This is a genomic window from Microbacterium sp. Leaf288 (assembly GCF_001422925.1).
GTDB lineage: Bacteria > Actinomycetota > Actinomycetes > Actinomycetales > Microbacteriaceae > Microbacterium.
In genome coordinates this window covers 106,425-125,760 of sequence record NZ_LMNI01000013.1, presented here as the reverse complement: position 1 = coordinate 125,760, position 19,336 = coordinate 106,425, and the positions used below count along the sequence as shown (strand labels likewise).

Below are 19,336 nucleotides of genomic sequence, written 5' to 3'. Positions count from 1 at the left end.
GCTGAAAGGCTGGCTGCATGAGCTCCTCCGCGCCACGCATCGCGTTCCTCCACACCGGAGCCGTCAACATCGCGCCGTTCGGCGCGCTGGCGGCGGAGTTCCTCCCCGGCGCGACCGTCGTGAACTACCTCGACGACCGCATCGTGGCCGACCTCGGCGACGATGCGCGTGCGGACTCGGTGCCCGAGCGCATCGGCGACCTCGTGCGCGCGGCGGCGGCCGGGGGAGCGGATGCGGTGATGTTCACGTGCTCGTCGATCTCCGAGCTCGCCGCTCCCGCCGCCGCGGCGGCAGGAGTGCCCGTCCTCCGCGTCGATGAAGCGATGGCGGATGCTGCGGTGCGCAGTGGTCGCCGCATCCGCGTGCTCGCGACCCTGCCGACGACGTGCCGTCCGACCCTGGGCCTGCTGCAGGAGCGCGCCGCGCTCGCCGGCGTCGAGCCGGAGTTCACGAGCGAAGTCATCGAGGGCGCGTTCGCGGCCGTCGCCGGCGGGGACCGCCCGACCCACGACCGCCTCGTCGCCGCCGCCATCGAGCGCGGCGCTGCCGAGGCTGACGTCATCGTGCTGGCGCAGGCCTCCATGGCCTCCGCCGCCGAGGCCGTGTCGGTCGACGTGCCGGTTCTCACGAGCCCGCGCCTGGGCGTCGAGCGCCTGGCGCAGTCCCTCGCCGCTCGCTGACCCCGTCGCCCGCCGCCCGCCGGCGGGTCTGGGCGCCCCCGTACCGTGAGACGACAGAGCGCGGACGAGACCCTGGGGTTCACCCGGGGTCTCGTCCGCCAATTGTCGTCTCACCGAAACAGGGGATCAGCGTCGAGACCTGGGGTGACGGCCCCGGTCTCGACGAGGATCCTCTGTCTCGGCGCCTAGGAAGGCGGGGATGGATGCTGCCGCTGGGGCGCGGCGCGAGTCGTCAGCGGTCGGCGAGGGCCTCGGCCGAGCGCAGGTCGGTCACGAGCGTCGTGACCCAGTCGCCGGCCAGGGCGCCGTGGATCGCCTCGAGCTTGCGCTCGCCGCCGGCGATGCCGACGCGGCGCGGGATCCGCCGGAGGTTCTCGACGGTGATGGCGATGATGCGGTCGTCGAGCGCGCCGCGCACGAGCGAGCCGTCCGCGCGGAAGATGCGGTGGCAGATGTCGCCGACGGCGCCCTGGTCGAGCAGCGCCTGACGCTCCTCGGCGGCGAAGGCGTTGCCGCTCGCGGCGAGGGCGTCGGAGGGCTCGATGCTGCCGATGCCCATGATCGCCATCGTGAGCTCGTTCCAGTGGCGCGCGACCTCCTGCATCGAGGGGTCCTGCAGCAGGCTGTCGCGGATCGCCGGGTCGCCGACGACGCCCGGAGCCTGCACGTAGACGGGCTCCGCGCCGAGAGTTCGCGCGAGTTCGCCGAGCAGCCGGTTCGAGTGGCTCTGCGCCTCCGGGGCGCCGACGCCGCCGAGCAGCTGCACGACCTCGGTCGCACCGCGCACCGTGAACGGGCGCATGCGGTCGACCATCGCGAGGATCGTCTGGCTCCACGACGAGACGCCGATGCGGTCGGCGCCCGAGAGGGTCGCCTCGAGGTAGGCTGCCGCCCCCGCCCCGAGCGAGGCCAAGAGCTCGCCCTCGTCGGCCTCAGGGTCGACGTCGACGATGACGGCCTCGGCGAGGCCGTACTTCTCCTCGAGCTGCTCCTCGAGCTCGGCGTAGACGCCCGGGGCGACGGTGACGATGGTGCGCACGATGCCCACGGACTCCGCACGCTTGAGCAGACGGGAGACCTTCGCCTGTGAGATATTGAGCGCGGCCGCGATGTCGGCCTGTCGTACGCCGCGCTCGTGGTACATACGCGCGACCTTCGTGAGCAGGCGCACCTGCCCGTCCGCGGGCCGGGTGTAGGGCGTCAGGGGCACGGCGTCTCCGATCGTGGCGATCCAGTGTGTATTCGGATTCGCTAACGAAAGGATATTCACTCTCCGCGCCGAACGCCACCCCCGACGACATGGGGATTCACACAGCGATCGGGGATTTCGGATGCCGCGGGCCGCAGCATCCGAAATCCCACACGGTCAGCCGGGGACCGGACTGTGGATCAGGCGGGGACGACGGCCTCCGCCGGCACGGGCACCACGCGGGTGTGCGTGCCCGGAGCAAGCGTCTCCTCGTCGGCGCCGTCGAGGTCGAGCACGGCCTCGGCGCCGACGGGAACCGTTGCCTGGACGTGCAGCTGGCCGTCCTCGATGCGCCACGAGATCGCCGCCTCGCCGTACGCGGTGAGCTGGCGCGCCGACGCGGACGTCAGCCCGCCGCCGGGGCGCGGTGCGAAGCGGATGCGGCGGTAGCCGGGGGCGTCGGGGGCGAGCCCGCCGATGACCCGGTGCATCCAGTCGGCGACGGCGCCGAGCGCGTAGTGGTTGAACGACGTCATCTGCCCCGGGTTGACGGTGCCGTCCGGCAGCAGCGAGTCCCACCGCTCCCACACCGTCGTCGCACCCTGTTCGACCTGGTACAGCCACGAGGGGCACTCGCGCTCGAGCAGAAGGTCGTACGCAGCCGCGACCTGGCCTCCCGAGCTCAGGGCGTCGGAGACGAGCGGCGTGCCGACGAAGCCCGTCGCGATGCGGTTGCCCGCGGCGTGCACGAGGTCGGCGAGGCGCGTGGCCGCAGCATCCCGTTTCACCGGATCGGTGATCAGGTCGAACTGCAGGCCGAGCGCGTACGCCGTCTGGGCGTCGCTGGTCATCGTGCCGTCGGCGTTCACGTACGCGGCCTCGAAAGCCGCGACCACCTCGTCGGCGAGCGCGTCGTAGTGCGCCCGCTCGTCGGCGAGTCCGAGCACCTCGGCCATGCGCGCCACCGTCCGCGCCGACTTCGCGAAGTACGCGGTCGCGACGAGGTAGCGGTCGGTGAGGGCGTCGGCGGGGTCGTCCGGCGGAGCGGCCGGGTCGAGCCAGTCGCCCAGCTGGAAGCCCGAGTCCCACAGCCGCGAAGGCCCCGCGAGGCGCTCGAGCAGGTCGACCCAGCGGTGCGCGCTGTCCCACTGTGCCTGGAGCACGCCCACATCGCCGAACCGGTCGTAGAGGGTCCATGGGAGCAGTGTCGCCACGTCGCCCCACGCGGCGCCCGGACGCATCGGCGTCCACGCCTTGTCGGCGGGGATCACCGGCACGTACCAGGGCACGGTGCCGTCGGGCAGCTGCTCGATCGCGAGGTCCTGCAGCCACCCCGAGAGCATGCCCGACACGTCGTAGAGGGTGGAGGCCGTCGGCCCGAAGACCTGGATGTCGCCGGTCCAGCCGATCCGCTCGTCGCGCTGCGGGCAGTCGGTGGGGATGTCGACGAAGTTCCCGCGCATGCCCCAGCGCACGTTCTCGTGGAGGCGGTTCAGCGCCGGATCCGAGGACTCGAACCAGCCGGTGCGCTCGAGATCCGTGTGGTAGACCCGGGCGACGAGGGCGCCGGCGGCGGCATCGGCGTCGAGGTCGCCCGGCCAGCCGGTGACCTCGACGTAGCGGAAGCCGTGGAAGGTGAAGCGAGGTTCCCACTCCTCGACCTCGCGGCCCGCGAGCGTGTAGTTGTCGGTCGAGCGCGCGGCGCGGAGCGGTCGCGTGTAGATCTCGCCGTCCTGCATGACCTCCGCGGTGCGCAGGCTGACCGTGGTGCCGGCCTCGCCGGAGACCCGGATCCGCACGCGGCCCACCAGGTTCTGCCCGAAGTCGAGGATGCGCGAGCCGCTCGGCCCGGTGAGCACCGCGACCGGCTGGACCTCCTCGGTCGAGCGCACCGGCGGAGCGGTCGGCGCGACGAGCGTCGCGGGGTCGCGGTGGCGCTCCTGCACTCCCTCCCACGCCGAGTCGTCGTAGCCGGGGGTGGACCAGCCGGGCAGCTCCTCGCGGGCGTCGTAGTCCTCGCCGTCGTAGATGCCGCTCGCGAGGATCGGGCTCGGCGCCGAACGCCACGAGTGGTCGGTCGCGACGATCTCGCGGGATCCGTCGCTGTAGGTGAGCTCGAGCTGGCCGAGGAACGACTGGTCGTCGCCGTACAGGTTGCGGAAGCCGCCGCGCCAGCCGAGGCGACCGCGGTACCAGCCGTCGCCGAGCCACGCGCCGAGCGCATTGGGGCCGGGCGTCACGAGGTCGGTCACGTCGTAGGTGTAGTAGCGCAGGCGCTTGCCGTACACGGTCCAGCCGGGCGAGAGTGCGTCGTCGCCGACGCGGGCGCCGTTGAGCTCGGCCTCGTACACGCCGTGCGCGGTCGCGTAAAGGCGGGCGCGCACGAGTCCCTCGCGCACGTCGAAGCCACGGCGCACGAGCGAGGGGCGCCGCTGGTCCGACATCGGGTTCTCGTTGCGGGTCGCTCCCACGGGCCGCGCGACCCAGCTCGAGGGCTCGAGCAGTCCGGCCTCGAGGACGGTGGGGACGGATGCTGCGGACCACGCGCCGTCCTCACCGCGCACGGAGATCCGCACCGAGACGATCTCCCGCGAGCGCAGCGGCTCGGCGGGCCACGCCACGAGCACCTGCTCGCCGGAGTCGACGACGTAGGTGGTGACCTCGCCGCCGCGGTCGACCTCGACCGAGTACGAGGCCTGCCGCCAGCCGGCCGGCGCCGAGGCGACGCGCCACGAGAGCCGCGGCATCCGTTCCCCGATGCCGAGCGGCTCGCGATGGTGTTCGATGCGGGGTGCGTCGACGATGACGGACATCGGGGTCCCTTCCAGGAGAACTGAAACGTTTCGGTTTCAACGTGTACAGTGAGTGTCGCACCGAATTCGAAACGTTTCAAGCTGCGGTCGGGGTGCGGGTACACGGAGGTACGGCATGCGGATCGGCGTCACCGGCAGTGGAGGCAAGCTCGGGCGGGCCACGGTGGAGCGGCTGCGCGCCGCCGGCCACGTCGTGTCGGGCTTCGACCTCACAGGCACGCCGGGCCCCGGCTTCACGCGCGTCGACCTCACCGACTTCGGCCAGACGCTCGACGCGTTCCTCTCGGTCACCGCGCGCCATGACGGGCTCGACGCCCTCGTGCATCTCGCGGCGATCCCGGTGAACGGGCTGGTGCCCGATGCGGCGACCTTCCACAACAACGTCACGGTGTCGTTCAACGCGCTGTTCGCCGCGCATCGCGCCGGCATCCGCACGATCGTGCTGGCGTCGAGCATCACCGCGATGGGCTTCCCCTTCGACGAGGCGCCGCCGTCGCTGCCGGTCGACGAGACGTACACGAGCGCGAACAACACCTATGGTCTCGGCAAGGTGGCGGAGGAGGCGATCGCCGCCCAGCTCGTGCGATGGACGCCCGAGACCTCGATCACCGCCCTGCGCTTCACCAACGTGGTCGCACCCGACGAGTACGCGACGTTCGAGCGGGCCGCCGAGCCCGGCTACCGCCGCGACCTCGTGGGCTCGTGGGTCGATGCGCGCGACGGGGCGCTCGCGGTCGCCCTCGCGCTGGAGGCCGCCGAACCCGGGTTCGAGGTGTACAACGTCGCGGCGCCGGAGTCCGGCAACGCGCAGCCCTCCCGCGAGGTCGCCGAGCGCTGGTTCCCCGGCACCCCTGTCGCCTCCGACCTCGGCGAGTTCGAATCGCTCATGTCGACCCGCAAGATCCGCGATCGCCTCGGGTTCGTCGCCGAGCACGACTGGCGCTGACATGTCGCGCCCCGGCATCCGCCAGGTGGCCGCCCGCGCCGGTGTCGCGGTGGGGACGGTCTCGGCCTACCTCAACCACCCCGACCGGGTGTCTGCCGAGCGGGCGCGCCGCATCGCCGAGGCGATCGACGAACTCGGCTTCGTGCCGTCCAGCGCCGGCCGCCAGCTGCGCCTGGGCGTGAGCAGCCTCATCGGCTACCTCTCGCCCGACGTGAGCAACCCCCACTTCAGCGAGATCGCCCAGGAGGTCGAGTACCGCGCCGAGCGGCTCGGCATGACGGTGTTCTTCGCCCACTCGCACGGCGACCGCGAGCGCGAGGACGCGTACCTCGAGGCGTTCGAGCAGCGCCAGGTGCGCGGCATCCTGGTGTCTTCGTTCCAGCCGATCGAGGCGAGACTCGCCGCGATGCGCGAGCGCGGCACGCCCTCGGTCCTCGTCGGCCGGCGGGCGTGCGACGACCTCCAGCCGTCGGTGTCGATCGACGACGTCTCGGGCGGGCGGCAGGCGGGCGAGCACCTCATCGCGATCGGATGCCGCCGCCTCGCCTTCGTCGGCGGTCCGCTGCCCGTGCAGCAGGTGGCCGATCGGCTCGAGGGGGTGCGCAGTGCGGCGGCGGCAGCATCCGTCGACGCTCCCGAGGTGATCGAGGTCGCCGAGCGGTCGATCGCGGTCGGGCGCGCGATCGGCGCGGCTCTGGCTGCGCGCCCCACGGCCCAGCGCCCGGACGCCGTGTTCGCCGCCAACGACGTGCTCGCGCTCGGACTGCTGCAGGCGCTCGTGGCCGGCGGCGTCTCGGTGCCCGGCGAGGTCGCGCTCGTCGGGTACGACGACAACGAGTTCGCCGAGGCATCCCTGATCCCGCTCACGAGCGTTCGCGCGCGTCACGACGACTTCGGTGCGGCCGCGGTCGACCTGCTGTTCGAGGCGATCGAGCTCGGGACGGGCCCGCGCGCCGACGGCGCCGCGGCGCAGCGCGTCTACGAGCCCGAGCTGATCGTGCGCGAGAGCTCGCGCCGCGCGCACTGAACCCACCCCACCTCACACGGATACGACATCGAAGGAGAATCCCCGTGTCCTCAGCGCTGCGCGCTCCCCAGTCCGAGCTGTACCGCCCCGTCGAGCTGACCTTCAGCGGCACCGACGTGATCCCCGCGGACCGCACGCCCGTCACCGTGCACGCGCGGCACGAGGCTTCCGGAGCCGAGCGCGCGGTCCCCGGCTTCTGGGACGGCGGCACCACCTACCGCGTGCGGTTCGCCCCCGACCTCGAGGGCGAGTGGTCGTGGACGAGCGAGAGCACGGATGCTGCGCTCTCGGGCCGTTCCGGCACATTTGAAGTGGTGCGCGGCACCGACCATGGGCCGGTGCGTGTCGCGCACCGCTTCCACTTCGCGCACGCCGACGGCACGCCGTTCCGGCCCGTCGGTGCGACCGCCTACAACTGGCTCCACCAGGACGAGCCGCTGTTCTCGTCGACGGTCGGCGCGATCGCCGAGGCGGGCTTCAACAAGTTCCGCTTCATGGTGTTCCCGCAGGGCGGCGGGTACATCGAGCACCTCCCGACGCTCATGCCGTTCGAGAAGACCGACGGGCGCTGGGATGTCACCAAGCCCGTGCCGGAGTTCTTCCAGCGCCTCGACCGCGCCGTCGAGGTGCTCGGGGAGCGCGGCATCCAGGCCGACGTGCTGATCTACAACGCGTACGACCGCGGCCAGTTCGGGCTGAACGAGCTCACGGAGGAGGAGGACGCGATCTACCTGCGCTACCTCGTCGCTCGGCTCGCCGCCCACCCGCACGTGTGGTGGTCGCTGTGCAACGAATTCGACCAGCTCGAGCGCCCGGACGACCGCTGGGATCGCACCGGCGAGCTGCTCGCCGAGATCGACCCGTACGACCACCTCCGCTCCATCCACAACTGGATCGAGCTGTACGACAACAACCAGCCGTGGGTCACCCACGCGTCGATCCAGAACGGCGCGGTCACGACCGACTTCGGCCGCGCGAACCTCTACCGCGACGTCTATGGCAAGCCCGTCGTGCTCGACGAGATCAAGTACGAGGGCGACATCCCCGACCGCTGGGGCCACCTCGACGCCGAGCAGCTCGTGCACCAGTTCTGGATCGCCACGGTCGCCGGCACGTACGCCTCGCACGGCGAGAGCTTCGTCACCGAGTCGGGCAGTCTCCACATGGTCGAGGGCGGACCGCTGCGGGGCGACTCTCCTGCACGGCTGGCGTTCCTGCGCGAGATCCTCGAGGAGGTCGACGGCGCGGGCCTCGACCCGATCGACAAGTGGGACGATCCGGCGTATGTCGCCGGCATCCCGCGCCGCCTCTACGTGCAGTACCTCGGCGCCTCGGCACCGGCGACGTGGGACTTCCGCCTCCCGATCGGCTTCCCGGGCGAGCGGCCGGAGCCCGGCGACCGGTTCGAGGTCGATGTCATCGACACCTGGAACATGACCGTCACCCCACTCGGCCGGACCTTCACGCTCGACGATGTGCAGCGCAACGACGCCTACGATCGTGCCTCGGCCCCGGTCGAGCTGCCCGAGGGCGAGGCGCTCGCGCTGCGCATCACGCGGGTCGGGGACTGAGCCGTGGCATCCGTCGATCGCCTGCGCGCGTGGCGGGGCGGCCCGCGGCTCGGCACGGCGTACTACAACGAGTACCTGCCCGATCCGGACAGGCTCGAGACCGACCTCCGGCTGATGACGGATGCCGGGATCACGTGCATCCGCGTCGGCGAGTCGGTCTGGTCCACGTGGGAGCCCCGCGACGGCGAGTTCGACCTCGAGTGGATGACGCCGATCCTCGATGCGGCCGAGCGCCACGGGATCGCGGTCATCCTCGGCACCCCGACCTACGCGGTGCCGCCGTGGCTGGCGCGCGCACATCCGGAGCTCGCGGTCGTGCGCCGCGACGGCTCGCCGGTGCCGTGGGGCGGGCGGCAGGAGGCCGACTACACGTCGGAGCTGTTCCGCGGCTACGCCGAGCGGGTGATCCGGGCCGTGATCGGCCGACACGGGCGCCATCCCGCCGTGATCGGCGTGCAGCTCGACAATGAGGCGGGCCTGCACCTCATCCACAACGACGCCGTCGTGCAGCGCTTCCGCGAGTGGGTCGCGGAGCGCTACGGCGACGTCGAGACGCTCAACCGGGAGTGGGGACTGACGTACTGGTCGCACCGCATCGCCGACTGGGACGAGCTGTGGGCGCCGGCCGGCAACACCACGCCGGCCTACGACCTCGCGTGGCGCCGGTTCCAGTCGGAGCTCACGGCGGACTTCATCGGCTGGCAGGCCGGCATCGTCCGCGACCTCGTCGACGACGACACCTTCCTGACGACGTGCATCGCCTATCAGCGCCCCGCGATGGACGACGTCGCGGTCGGCGCGCGGCTCGACATCGCGAGCGGCAACGCCTACTACCTCGCGCAGGACGCGCTCGATCTCTCCCTGGAGGGGGCGGGCGGGAACTGGTACGCCGACGACGTCCCGCAGCTCGTGCTCATGGCCGACCGCATGCGCGCCACGACGCAGGGGCCGTTCCTCGTCACCGAGACGGGTGCCGCGTCGATCGGCCCCGCGTGGCTCACGCGCCCGCCCTATGACGGGCAGCTCGCGCAGGCGGCCTGGCTGCTGGTCGCGCGCGGCGCGCGGCTCGTGTCGTACTGGCACTGGCACACGCTGCACTCGGGCGCCGAGGTGCACTGGGGCGGCATCCTGGGCCACGACCTGTCGCCAGGGCGTGTCTACGACGAGATCTCCGGGATCGGCCGGCAGTTCGCCGCGGCGGCGGAATGGCTGACGGATGCTGCGCCCGACGCCGACCTCGGGCTCGTGTCCGCGCACGACAGCGAGTGGATGATGGCGTTCGAGCCGCCGCTCGCGGCCGGGTCCGAGGGGGACCGCGGGTCGTACGCGCGGATCGTGGGTGCCTTCGGCCGCGCCGCGATCGATGCCGGGCTGCAGGTCGGGTACGTGAACGAGCGTCAGCTGCCCGAAGCCGACGAGCTCGTGCAGCGCTACCCGGTGCTCGTGGTCGCAGGGCTGGTCGCGGCACCCGATCCGACCCTCGAGACCCTCGCGGAGTACGCGCGTCTCGGCGGCCGGCTCGTGCTGGGCCCGCGCACGGGGTACGGCGACGACGAAGGCCGCATGCGCACGGCGCTCGCGCCGGCGATCGTGGGTGCCGCAGCGGGCGTGGGCTACCGGGAGTTCGCGGCGCTCGCCGCGCCGGTCGACGTGGTCCGGGACGGCGAGATCGTCGGGAGCGCCCACGGCTGGGTGGATGGACTCGAGCCCGACGGGGCCGAGGTCGTGCTCGGCTACCGGCACGAGCTGTTCGGACGGTGGGCCGCCGTGACGCGACGGGATGTCGGCGCGGGCTCGATCACCGTGGTGGGCTCCCTTCTCGACCGCGCGACGCTCGCCGAGGTGATCGGCGACGTGGCGGGATCGCCCGACGGGATCCTCGCGGCGCGGCCGAGCTCGGTCACGGCGCACTCGCTCACGGGAGAGCGGGGCCGCGTGTGGGTGGTCCACAACTGGTCGCCCGAGCCCCGTGCCGTCGTGCTCGGCCGGGCCGCAGCATCCGTCCTCGACGACGCGGTGTTCGCGGCGGGGGACGAGGTCACGCTCGCGCCCTGGGATGTGCGCGTCTGGCGCGAGGCCTGACCGCGCTCACGCCAGGTCGGCCCGATGCGGCGGATCGTCCGTCGGAAGCGGCACGTGTGGCCGACTCGGCGCGGGCCGGGGAAGGTCGAGTCGGCTCTCGATGCCGTGTCGCGCGTGAGGAGCGACGTCTTCGGCCGACTCGGCGCGGGCCGGGTGGACGGATGCGGAGGTCAGAGACGGGTGAAGGTGCCGGGGGCGAGCTCCGCGGTGCGGGACTCGCCGCCGGGGAGCTCGACCTCGACCGTGCGCGCACGGCGGTCGAGGTTCGCGGCGAGCACGATGTCGCCGCCGGCGGTGCGGGCCCCGAGCGCCCACACGAGGCCGTCGGGGGAGTCGCCGCGCAGGCCCGGCTCGCCGGCGAGCGCGGCGAGCGCGGCGACGGCGTCGAACACGGGCAGGGTCGCGCCGTCGGCCGTGCGCAGTCCGCGCGGACCCCATTCCTCGAAGTAGGCGAGCGTCGCGACGCCGGGCACCGCGAAGGCCGCGGCGCTGGCGACGGTCCACGCGGCCAGTTCGGGGGCGGCCTGGCGCGCGTCGACGGCGTCCGTCAGCGCCGAGCCGTAGCCGTCGCGCAGGTCGTCGTGGTCGGGCATCGGCGGCGGGGTCGTCGCGACGTCGTTGAAGTGCGGGCGCAGCGAGATCGGCCCGATGTGCACCGGCAGGCCGCCCGCGAGGCGCACGGCCTGTGCGGCGGCGACCCGCTGCATGCCGACGGACTCGACCAGCTGGGCGGTGCTCAGGCTGTGGAACAGGGGCGTGCTGCTGAACACGATCCCGTCGAGGCCGCGCGGAAGGCGATGGTGCTCGCGGTTGAGTTCGGTGAAGTGCGAGCGTGCGCCGCCGACCACCTCGGCCTCGATGCCCGCCTCGGTGAGGGCGTGGCGGAGGGCGGCGATCGCATCGAGGTCGGAGACGTGTCGCGCCGGACCGGTCGGCGGGAACGCGGTGACGCGCGCGACCGACAGACCGTGAAGCGCGGGTACCGCGTGGTCGATGGCGGCCGGGTCGTCGTCCGCGAGGACGAACCTCACGTCCAGCGGGAGTCCGGATGCCGCGGCGCGGTCGAGCGCCGCGCGCCAGTTGCCGGTCGCGAGGTCGAGCTCGACGAGCACCGTCCCGCCGAGGGCTGCGAAGTCCGGGGCGGGGTCCGCAGCGGTCGATGCCGACACCCCGATCGCGGGCAGCGCCGGCCCCTCCTGGAGGCGGATGCGGGTCACCGGGTCGTCCACCACGGCGGCGGGGGTCCCCGATACGGCGATGTCGACCGATTGGACGACCCGCTCACCGGCGGCGAGAGCGTACGGGAAGGGGAGTGCGAGGGGGCGGCTGTACGTCTTGTACGAGGCATCCGTCCAGTTGCGCTGGTCCTCCATCTCGAAGACGTCGCCCGCGAAACGCACGTCGACGTCGAGGCCGTCGTGCGTCCAGGACAGGCCGGCGATGTCGAACGCGGGCTGATGGGGGCTGATGCCGGCCGGGAACCGGGAGCGCACCACGGTGCCGTCGGAGTGGCGGACGTGCAGAGTGGAGCCCGCGAGTGTCGGCGGGTGGAGCACGACGAGGCCGGTGCGGTTGGTCTCGAACTCCGAGGCGGACTCGAGGTCGGCGAGCACGCGCAGGCGTCCGGCGCCGCGCACCTCCGCGCGGACGATGCCGTGAAGGTCGGAGCCGAGCCCGGTCGAGTGCACGTGCAGCGTCAGCGCGATGCCGGACGAGTCGATGCGGTCGACCACGAGACCGGCGGTGTCCCAGTTGCGATCGCGCACCACCGCGCGCACCGAACGGAGCACGACGCGGCCGTGGTACGAGATGTCGGCGAGCTCGTCGTCACGGAGCTCGAGCGACCACGGGCCGCTCCGCCACTCGCGTGCGGGTTCGCCGTTCCACAGGTCCGTCATCGTCCCATCCTCGTCCTCCGCAGCGAGTCCTGCGCAACGTTCGTGGTCCTCGACCCTCGTCCCCCGTGTTCGGGGCGCGGAATCTCCGTTGGGGCGCAGAAGATGCGCCCCAACGGACGAAATGCGCCCCAAACCCCGAGTGGACGTGGGGTCAGAGCGAGGTCATGCCGCCGTCGACCTGGAAGGTCGCCCCCGTGGCGAAGGCGCCGTCGTCGCTGGCGAGGTACACCATGATGCCCGCGACGTCGTCGGGGGTGCCGGCGCGACCGATCGGGATGCGGCTGACGATCGCGGCGCGCGAGGCGGGGTCCTCGCTGATCGCCGCCACCAGGGGCGTCTCGGTGTACGCCGGCTGCACCGTGTTCACGCGGATGCCGCGGTCGGCGTACGCCGCCGCGACCGTGCGGCCGAGGCCGTGCATGCCGGCCTTCGACGCGCTGTAGGCGGTGAAGTCCTTGCCCTCGCCGTTGACCGCCGTCGGGCTGCCGGTGAGGATGATCGACCCGCCGCCGCGCGGCACCATGCTGCGCAGGGCGTGCTTGACCGTCAGGAACGTCCCTGTCAGGTTGATGTCGATCGTCCGGCGCCACACCTCCAGGTCGAGGTCGGCGGCCTGCGCATCCTGCCCGAACAGCTGCACGCCGGCATTGGCCACCACGACGTCGGGCGCCCAGCCGGCCGCCTCGACCTCGGCGAAGGCCGCGGCGACCGCGTCCTCGTCCGAGATGTCCATCGTGACGGCACGGGCGTTCTCGCCGATCTCGGCGGCCGCCGCGGCCGCCCCCTCGCCGTTGCGGTCGGCGAGGATCACACGGGCTCCCTCACGGGCGAAGCGCTGGGCGACCGCGAGGCCGATGCCCAGTGCACCGCCCGTGACGAGCGCGGTCTTGCCCTCGAGCTGTCCCATGGATCAGCGCTCGATGTGGTCGAGGTGCAGCATGCGCGCGAGGTTCTTGTCGAGCTCGTCGTCGCGGAAGATCTTCTTCCAGTCGTCCTTGATGATCGACTCGCGGCCGTAGTCCATCGCGATGAGGCACGCGTCCGAGAACGGGTTGTCGCCGCGCAGACCGTTGGCCAGCGCCACCTGGGTGTGGCCGTACAGGATGCTGCGCGCCGCCGCCTCGGGGACGCCCATGGTGTTGATCGCCTCGTCGAGCGCCTCGTTGAGGAGCGCGCCGATCATGCAGGCGACGGTCTCGACGAGGGTCGGCTCGAGCTGCGCGAGCTGCTTGACGGTGACGAAGTGCACGTCGATGACGGGGGCGTAGATCGCGCGGACCGTGGCCTCGACGATGGCCTTGTGGGCCGGGTCGTCGCTTTCCACAGCCGCGATGGCGTCCTGCGGGGCGGCGATGCCGCCGAACGTGTCGGCCCACTCCTCCTTGGTCGTGCGCTCGAGGAACACCGACGGGTGGCACGGGTGCGCGACCGCCTGGACGACGTCCTCACGCGTGGTGAGCAGGCCCGCGTAAGCGGCGGCCGGGTCGAGCGTCAGCACGATCGCGCCCGACTTCAGCTGCGGCACGAGGTCGGCCGTGACGGGGCCGAGGGCGAGGTCGGGCACGGCCAGGACGACGATGTCGGCGTCGGCGACGGCGGTGGCAGCATCCGTCAGCTCACGACCGGCGTCGATCGTGCGCTCCCGGCCGGCGGGAGAGTTCTCGACGTACCAGACGGTGTGGTCGGTCTTGACGAGATTGTTGGACACGCGCATGCCCATCTTCCCGCCGGCGCCGACGACGGCGATCTTGTACGTGTCGGTGGTCGTGCTCATGTCGTGCTCCTCAGATATTCGATGGTGCGGCGGGTCCATTCCCGCTCGGTGCGGACGGTGGTCTCGGCATCCCCCTGCCAGGAGAGCCAGTGCTCGACGACCTCGTTGATCCCGCGCTCGCGAGGGCGCACGGTCTCGAGCAGGTGGGGGTAGTCGTGGAGGCCGTCGCCCATGGGCGCGCCCCCGTACGTGAAGCCGACCCAGCCCGGCTGGCGGGCGAAGGCGAAGTCCTTGACGTGCACGTTCTTGACGTGCGCGGCGGTCAGCTCGACGCAGTCGCGCGGACGCTCGAGGCGGGCGACGACGTTGGCGGGGTCGAGGCAGATGCCGAGGCGCTCGCTGTCGATGCGTGCGACCAGGCCCACGAGGTCTTCCGTCGAGACCTGCTCGTAGGTCTCGAGCGCGAGGTCGACGCCAGCCGCCTCGAAGGAGGGGAGCACGGCGCCGAGCCACTCCGCGGCCTGATCGAGAGTGGGACGGGTGTCGGCGGAGTAGAGCATGCTGCGCACCAGGGTGGTGTCGAACGCGCTCGCGAGATCGAGGAACCGCGTGAGCCGATGCGGCTCGATGCCCTTGGTGCCCAGCTCGATCGTGAGCTCGAGGTCGCGCGCCGCGGCCGCAGCGTCGGCGAGCTCGGATCCGGTCATGGTCTCGAGCGGAGCGTAGTCGCAGATCTGGAACAGGTCGACGCCGAGCTCCTTGGTGGCCTCGAACGCCCCGATGAGCGACAGCGGCTCGGGCACCTGGTCGGAGTGCTGCCAGAAGAAGGCGTACGTCCCGAGGCCGATCATGCGTCCACCTCGCCCTCAGTCCCGTGAGACGACAGATGGCCGCCGAGACCCTGGGGTTCACCCACCGTCTCGGCCGCCGACTGGGGTCTCACTGAATCATCGGCGGGGTGGGGGCGGGAGGCGGCGAGGGCGGATGCCTCGTCGAGGACGGCGGTGAGGGCGTCGGGGTCGTGGGCGAAGCGGCCGAGGAAGAGGCCGTCGACGGCTTGGCCGAGGCGGGTGAGGAGGCCGGGGCCGGCGGAGCCGCCGTAGATGACGACGCTGCCGGCGCGGGCGGGGTCGGCGTCGACGGCGGCGCGCAGTGCCCTGGTGACGGTGGCGATGTGCGTGTCGGGGGCCGGCTCGGCGGCGCCGATCGCCCAGACCGGCTCGTACGCGACGATCACCGGACCGGCGGGGACGTTCTCGAGGTTCGCGGCGAGCTGCTCGACGTTCGCGAGCGCGGCGGCGGGTGCGCCGAGGTGTTCGGCTTCGCCGATGCAGAGCACCGGGGTGATGCCGTGGGTGAGGGCGGCGGTGGCTTTGCCGGCGGTGACGGTGTCGGTCTCATCGAACAGGCGGCGGCGTTCGGCGTGGCCGATCTCGGCGACCTGGACGCCGACCTCGGCGAGCTCGGCGGCGGTGACCTCGCCGGTGTAGGCGCCGGGCGGGTAGGCGGAGACGTCTTGGGCGCCGACCAGCACCGGGGTGCCCGCGAACGCCTGCAGGGCGGGGAGGATCTGCAGGTAGCTGGGGATGACGAAGAACCGCACGTCCCCGGCGGCCACGGCGGGGTGGCCGGCCGCGCGCTGCGCCACATCGGCGAACCACGCGCGTGCCCGCTCGTGCCCGAAGTACGTCTTCAGGCTCACTCCGACCGTGACCTGCGCCATCAGCAGGACCCGGTGGTCTCGAACTCGTCGATGACGGCGACCTTGTCGGCGGACGCGGAGGTGGTGTCGAACCGGTAGGTGAGCCACTCGCGCACGAGCCGGCGGGCGAGCTCGATGCCGATCACGCGCTGGCCCATGGTGAGCACCTGCGCGTTGTTGGACAGCACGCCGCGTTCGACCGAGAACGAGTCGTGGGCGGTGACGGCGCGGATGCCGGGGACCTTGTTCGCCGCGATCGCGACACCGAGGCCCGTGCCGCAGATGAGCAGTGCGCGGTCGGCGGTGCCGGCGGCGACCTGCTGCGCGGCCCCGATGGCGACCTTCGGGTACGGGGTGTGGCCGTCGGCGTCCACGCCCACGTCGATGACCTCGGCGACGCCGGGGTTGGCGAGGAGGTCCTTCTTCAGGATCTCCTTGTAGTCGAAGCCGGCGTCGTCGGCGCCGATCACGATGCGCAGCGGCTCAGCCATGTGCGTTCTCCTTGAGTGAGGTCTCGGCCGCGAGCGTCTCCCCCACGGCGGTCACGATGAGCGCGAGCGAGATCGCGCCCGGGTCAGGGGTGCCCACGCTGTTCTGGCCGTGCGTACGGGCGCGGCCCATGCGGGGCAGGAGGTCGGCGGTCAGAGCGGCGGCGCGGGTCGCGGCATCCGCCGCGGTCCGCCACGCGTCGGTGAGGCTCGCGCCGGCGTCGACCGCGCCGGTGAGGGTGGTGCTGAACGGCACGAGCGCGTCGACGAGCGTCTTGTCGCCGACCTCGGCCTTGCCGTAGTCGGTGACCCCGCGCGACCCTGCCGCGACCCCGGCGGCGATGGCGGCCGGGTCGGGGCGGCCGGTGTCGCCGAGCTTCGCGGCGACGGCGTTCAAGATGACGCCCCACAGTGCGCCCGAGGTGCCGCCGGCCTTGTCGGCCCACGCGTCGGCGGCGTGCGCGAGCGTGGTGCGCGCGCCGGCACCGGCGTCGACCGCGGCGGTCGCGGCGGCCAGCGCCGCGTGCGAGCCGCGCTGCATGCCGATGCCGTGGTCGCCGTCACCGGCGATCGCGTCGATGCGGCCGAGCTCGTCGACGTGCTCGTCGACGGTGGCCACGATAGTGCGGACCGCGGCGAGCACGGTCCGGGCGACGGACTGGGATGCCTCGTCCCCGGGCTCGATCGCCTCGGCCACGGTCGCAGCGGTGTCGGCGACGACGAGACGCTGCTGCGGGGCGACGGAGCCGCGCCGGTAGGCGGGGGTGTCCACGGGTGCGTCCCACAGCGCGGCGAGCTCGTCGTCCAGCCAGAACAGGGTCAGCGACGTGCCGGCCATGTCGAAGCTCGTGCAGTACTCGCCGACGTGCGGGTCGACGAGCTCGAGACCGGCGTCGGTGAGGAGCTGGGCGATGCGCCGGTAGACGACGAACATCTCCTCGTACTTCAGCGACCCCAGGCCGTTCAGGATCGGCACCACCCGGGCGCCGGCGACCTGCACCCCATCGGGCACCTCGCCCAGCAGCCGCGCGACGAGCAGCTCCGCAAGTCCGTCGGCGGTCGGGATGCCGGTCTCGTCGATGCCCGGCTCCCCGTGGATGCCGAGACCGATCGCCATCCGCCCCTCCGGGACCGTGAACAGCGGCTTCTCGGCGCCGGGCAGCGTGCAGCCGGTGAACGCGACCCCGAACGACCGGGTGCGCTCGTTCGCGAGACGTGCGAGCCGGGTCACCTCCGCCAGGTCGGCGCCCGCCGCGGCGGCCGCGCCGGCGATGCGGAACACCGTCAGGTCGCCCGCGATACCACGGCGCTTGTGCTTCTCATCCGGGGTGGCGCTGACGATGTCGTCGGTCACCGTGACGGTCTCGCACGCGATGCCCTCGGCACGCAGCCGCTCCTGCGCGGCGTTGAAGTTGAGCACGTCGCCGGCGTAATTGCCGTAGGAGAAGAACACGCCGCCACCGCCTTCGGCGGCCTTCGCCACGCTGTACACCTGCTGCGTCGAGGGCGACGCGAACAGGTTGCCCATCGCCGCGCCGTGCGCGAGCCCCGGACCCACCAGCCCCCCGAACGCGGGGTAGTGACCCGAACCGCCGCCCACCACGACCGCGACCTGACCCGCCGGTGACACCGTCGAACGCACCACGCCGCCCGGCACCCGCCGCACATACCGCTCGTTGGCCGCGACGAAGCCGTCGATCATCTCGTCGGCGAAATCCGCCGGCTCGTTCCAGAGCCGCGTCATCGCGCATCCCCCTTGGGCTCTGCCGCGGTGTGCAGAGCCTCGGCGTCCACGGCGGGTGCAGGGTCCGTGCTCACGGCTGCGTCGTCGACGACGACCGGGTTGATGCGGTTGCTGCGGGCCAGCAGCACCATCAGCACCGCCGAGACGAGCATGACGAAGCCGACGATGAACATCGGAACCTCGTAGCCGCCGGTCCAGTCGTGCACGAAGCCCGTGACGAACGGAGCCGAGAAGCCGGCCAGGTTGCCGATCGTGTTGATCAGCGCGACACCGGCCGCCGCGGCAGCGCCCGTGAGGAAGCGCGTCGGGAGCGTCCAGAAGTTCGGCAGCGCCGCGAAGATCGCGCACGCGGTGATCGTGATGACGGCGATGGTGGCCGCCGGCGATCCCATGAACAGCGCGAGCGGGATGCTGACGGCACCGGCGATCGCGGGACCCGCGATGTGCCACGTCTTGAGGCCGCGCTTGGAGGCGTCTCGCGACCAGAAGTACATGACGACGGCGGCCGGCAGGTACGGGATCGCGGTGATGAGGCCCTTCTGCAGCGTGTCGAAGGTCTGACCGGTCTGGCTCTGGAACCCCTCGATGATCGTGGGGAGGAAGAACGCGAGTGCGTACAGGCCGTAGATGAAGCCGAAGTAGATGAACGAGAGCACCCACACGCGACCGCTCTTGAAGGCGAAGCGCGCCGACACGTGGCCGTGCTCCTTCTTCTGCGTGGCGGCCTTCTCGCGGTCGAGCGCGTCGGTCAGCCAGACCTGCTCGTCACGGGTGAGCCAGGTCGCGTCGGAGGGCTTGTCCTTGAGGTAGAACCACGCGATGACACCGACGATGATCGCCGGGATCGCGACGCCGAAGAACATGAAGCGCCAGCCCTCGAGGCCGAAGAACACCTCGTGCTGCTGGATGAGCCACCCGGCCAGCGGGGCGCCGATGACCGTGGTGAGCGGCTGCGCCAGGTAGAAGAGCATGAGGATGCGGCCGCGGTACTGCGCGGGCACCCAGAGGCTGAGGAAGAGGATCGCCCCGGGGAAGAAGCCGGCCTCGGCGACGCCGAGGAGGAAGCGCAGCACGACGAGCTGCTCGAAGTTCTGCACCCACGTGAACAGCAGCGCGACGATGCCCCAGCTCACCATGATGCGCGAAAGCCAGCGGCGGGCGCCGAACTTGTGCAGCGCCAGGTTCGAGGGCACCTCGAGAAGGATGTAGCCGATGAAGAAGACGCCCGAGGCGAATCCGAACTGAGCGGCGCTCAGTGCGAGGTCTTCGTTCATGCCGTTGGGGGCGGCGAAGCCGATCGCGGTGCGGTCGAGGTAGTTGATGAAGAACATCAGCGCGACGAACGGCACGAGGCGGATCGACACCTTGCGGATGGCGGATCGCGCGACGGGGGGCGCGTCGGCGACGGTCTGGTTCTGGTCCACGGTGACTCCTGCTCATCGACGGTGATCGAGGTGGTTTCCGACGACCATTGTGACAAAC

Annotated in this window: 15 protein-coding genes; 5 read left to right on the top strand and 10 right to left on the bottom strand. The window is 72.0% G+C overall.

Annotated elements, in window-relative coordinates:
• The first annotated feature begins 17 nt into the window (after positions 1–17).
• Positions 18–680 carry an aspartate/glutamate racemase family protein gene (locus ASF40_RS18325; protein WP_056371803.1) on the top strand — a complete coding sequence of 221 codons (663 nt, stop codon included), beginning with the start codon at positions 18–20 and terminating at the stop codon, positions 678–680.
• A 232-nt stretch (positions 681–912) separates the two neighbouring features.
• Here the strand turns inward: ASF40_RS18325 and ASF40_RS18320 are convergent, their stop codons facing one another.
• On the bottom strand, positions 913–1,890 hold the full coding sequence (locus ASF40_RS18320) for a sugar-binding transcriptional regulator (RefSeq protein ID WP_082497189.1): 978 nt from the start codon (positions 1,888–1,890) through the stop codon (positions 913–915).
• 179 nt (positions 1,891–2,069) lie between these two features.
• On the bottom strand, positions 2,070–4,682 hold the full coding sequence (locus ASF40_RS18315) for an alpha-L-rhamnosidase (RefSeq protein WP_056371801.1): 2,613 nt from the start codon (positions 4,680–4,682) through the stop codon (positions 2,070–2,072).
• 115 nt (positions 4,683–4,797) lie between these two features.
• Between ASF40_RS18315 and ASF40_RS18310 the strand changes: the two genes are divergently transcribed.
• The 4 genes from ASF40_RS18310 to ASF40_RS18295 are packed head-to-tail and all read left to right on the top strand — an operon-like array spanning position 4,798 to position 10,308.
• Complete coding sequence (locus tag ASF40_RS18310; protein WP_056371799.1) at positions 4,798–5,628, top strand: NAD-dependent epimerase/dehydratase family protein; 831 nt, start codon at positions 4,798–4,800, stop codon at positions 5,626–5,628.
• A gap of 1 nt (position 5,629) precedes the next feature.
• Complete coding sequence (locus tag ASF40_RS18305) at positions 5,630–6,655, top strand: LacI family DNA-binding transcriptional regulator (RefSeq protein ID WP_056371798.1); 1,026 nt, start codon at positions 5,630–5,632, stop codon at positions 6,653–6,655.
• A 44-nt stretch (positions 6,656–6,699) separates the two neighbouring features.
• Positions 6,700–8,226 (top strand): apiosidase-like domain-containing protein, encoded by a 1,527-nt coding sequence (locus ASF40_RS18300; protein ID WP_235560283.1) that lies wholly within the window; start codon positions 6,700–6,702, stop codon positions 8,224–8,226.
• 3 nt (positions 8,227–8,229) lie between these two features.
• The gene (locus ASF40_RS18295) at positions 8,230–10,308 is read left to right on the top strand and encodes a beta-galactosidase (protein ID WP_082497188.1); all 2,079 of its coding nucleotides are present in this window, start codon (positions 8,230–8,232) and stop codon (positions 10,306–10,308) included.
• A 170-nt stretch (positions 10,309–10,478) separates the two neighbouring features.
• Here ASF40_RS18295 and ASF40_RS18290 read toward each other — a convergent pair whose 3' ends face one another.
• The 8 genes from ASF40_RS18290 to ASF40_RS18255 form a co-directional block, all read right to left on the bottom strand.
• The gene (locus tag ASF40_RS18290; protein WP_056371796.1) at positions 10,479–12,206 is read right to left on the bottom strand and encodes a hypothetical protein; all 1,728 of its coding nucleotides are present in this window, start codon (positions 12,204–12,206) and stop codon (positions 10,479–10,481) included.
• Positions 12,207–12,357: 151 nt separating this feature from the next.
• Entirely contained in the window at positions 12,358–13,113 is a 756-nt protein-coding gene (locus tag ASF40_RS18285; RefSeq protein ID WP_056371794.1) for an SDR family NAD(P)-dependent oxidoreductase, read from the bottom strand.
• Between the two features lie 3 nt (positions 13,114–13,116).
• Positions 13,117–13,980 carry a phosphogluconate dehydrogenase C-terminal domain-containing protein gene (locus ASF40_RS18280; protein WP_056371792.1) on the bottom strand — a complete coding sequence of 288 codons (864 nt, stop codon included), beginning with the start codon at positions 13,978–13,980 and terminating at the stop codon, positions 13,117–13,119.
• Positions 13,977–14,771 carry a sugar phosphate isomerase/epimerase family protein gene (locus ASF40_RS18275; RefSeq protein WP_056371785.1) on the bottom strand — a complete coding sequence of 265 codons (795 nt, stop codon included), beginning with the start codon at positions 14,769–14,771 and terminating at the stop codon, positions 13,977–13,979. The genes ASF40_RS18280 and ASF40_RS18275 overlap by 4 nt, the downstream gene beginning before the upstream one ends.
• Positions 14,768–15,643, bottom strand: coding sequence for a triose-phosphate isomerase family protein (locus ASF40_RS18270; protein ID WP_056371783.1), 876 nt, complete (start codon positions 15,641–15,643; stop codon positions 14,768–14,770). The genes ASF40_RS18275 and ASF40_RS18270 overlap by 4 nt, the downstream gene beginning before the upstream one ends.
• A complete protein-coding gene (locus ASF40_RS18265; RefSeq protein WP_056371782.1) occupies positions 15,643–16,113 on the bottom strand; it encodes a ribose-5-phosphate isomerase in 471 nt (156 codons plus the stop codon). The genes ASF40_RS18270 and ASF40_RS18265 overlap by 1 nt, the downstream gene beginning before the upstream one ends.
• Positions 16,106–17,854 carry a dihydroxyacetone kinase family protein gene (locus ASF40_RS18260; protein WP_056371780.1) on the bottom strand — a complete coding sequence of 583 codons (1,749 nt, stop codon included), beginning with the start codon at positions 17,852–17,854 and terminating at the stop codon, positions 16,106–16,108. The genes ASF40_RS18265 and ASF40_RS18260 overlap by 8 nt, the downstream gene beginning before the upstream one ends.
• Positions 17,851–19,278 carry an MFS transporter gene (locus ASF40_RS18255; RefSeq protein WP_056371778.1) on the bottom strand — a complete coding sequence of 476 codons (1,428 nt, stop codon included), beginning with the start codon at positions 19,276–19,278 and terminating at the stop codon, positions 17,851–17,853. Before ASF40_RS18255 ends, ASF40_RS18260 begins: the two co-directional genes overlap by 4 nt.
• Positions 19,279–19,336: the final 58 nt, after the last annotated feature.

Bases quoted from the DNA above. Each gene is read 5' to 3' on its own strand.
- ASF40_RS18325 (WP_056371803.1), top strand. From the start codon at position 18: ATGAGCTCCTCCGCGCCACGCATCGCGTTCCTCCACACCGGAGCCGTC.
- ASF40_RS18275 (WP_056371785.1), bottom strand. From the start codon at position 14,771: ATGATCGGCCTCGGGACGTACGCCTTCTTCTGGCAGCACTCCGACCAG.
- ASF40_RS18280 (WP_056371792.1), bottom strand. From the start codon at position 13,980: ATGAGCACGACCACCGACACGTACAAGATCGCCGTCGTCGGCGCCGGC.
- ASF40_RS18270 (WP_056371783.1), bottom strand. From the start codon at position 15,643: ATGGCGCAGGTCACGGTCGGAGTGAGCCTGAAGACGTACTTCGGGCAC.
- ASF40_RS18290 (WP_056371796.1), bottom strand. From the start codon at position 12,206: ATGACGGACCTGTGGAACGGCGAACCCGCACGCGAGTGGCGGAGCGGC.
- ASF40_RS18305 (WP_056371798.1), top strand. From the start codon at position 5,630: ATGTCGCGCCCCGGCATCCGCCAGGTGGCCGCCCGCGCCGGTGTCGCG.
- ASF40_RS18260 (WP_056371780.1), bottom strand. From the start codon at position 17,854: ATGACGCGGCTCTGGAACGAGCCGGCGGATTTCGCCGACGAGATGATC.
- ASF40_RS18310 (WP_056371799.1), top strand. From the start codon at position 4,798: ATGCGGATCGGCGTCACCGGCAGTGGAGGCAAGCTCGGGCGGGCCACG.
- ASF40_RS18285 (WP_056371794.1), bottom strand. From the start codon at position 13,113: ATGGGACAGCTCGAGGGCAAGACCGCGCTCGTCACGGGCGGTGCACTG.
- ASF40_RS18265 (WP_056371782.1), bottom strand. From the start codon at position 16,113: ATGGCTGAGCCGCTGCGCATCGTGATCGGCGCCGACGACGCCGGCTTC.
- ASF40_RS18315 (WP_056371801.1), bottom strand. From the start codon at position 4,682: ATGTCCGTCATCGTCGACGCACCCCGCATCGAACACCATCGCGAGCCG.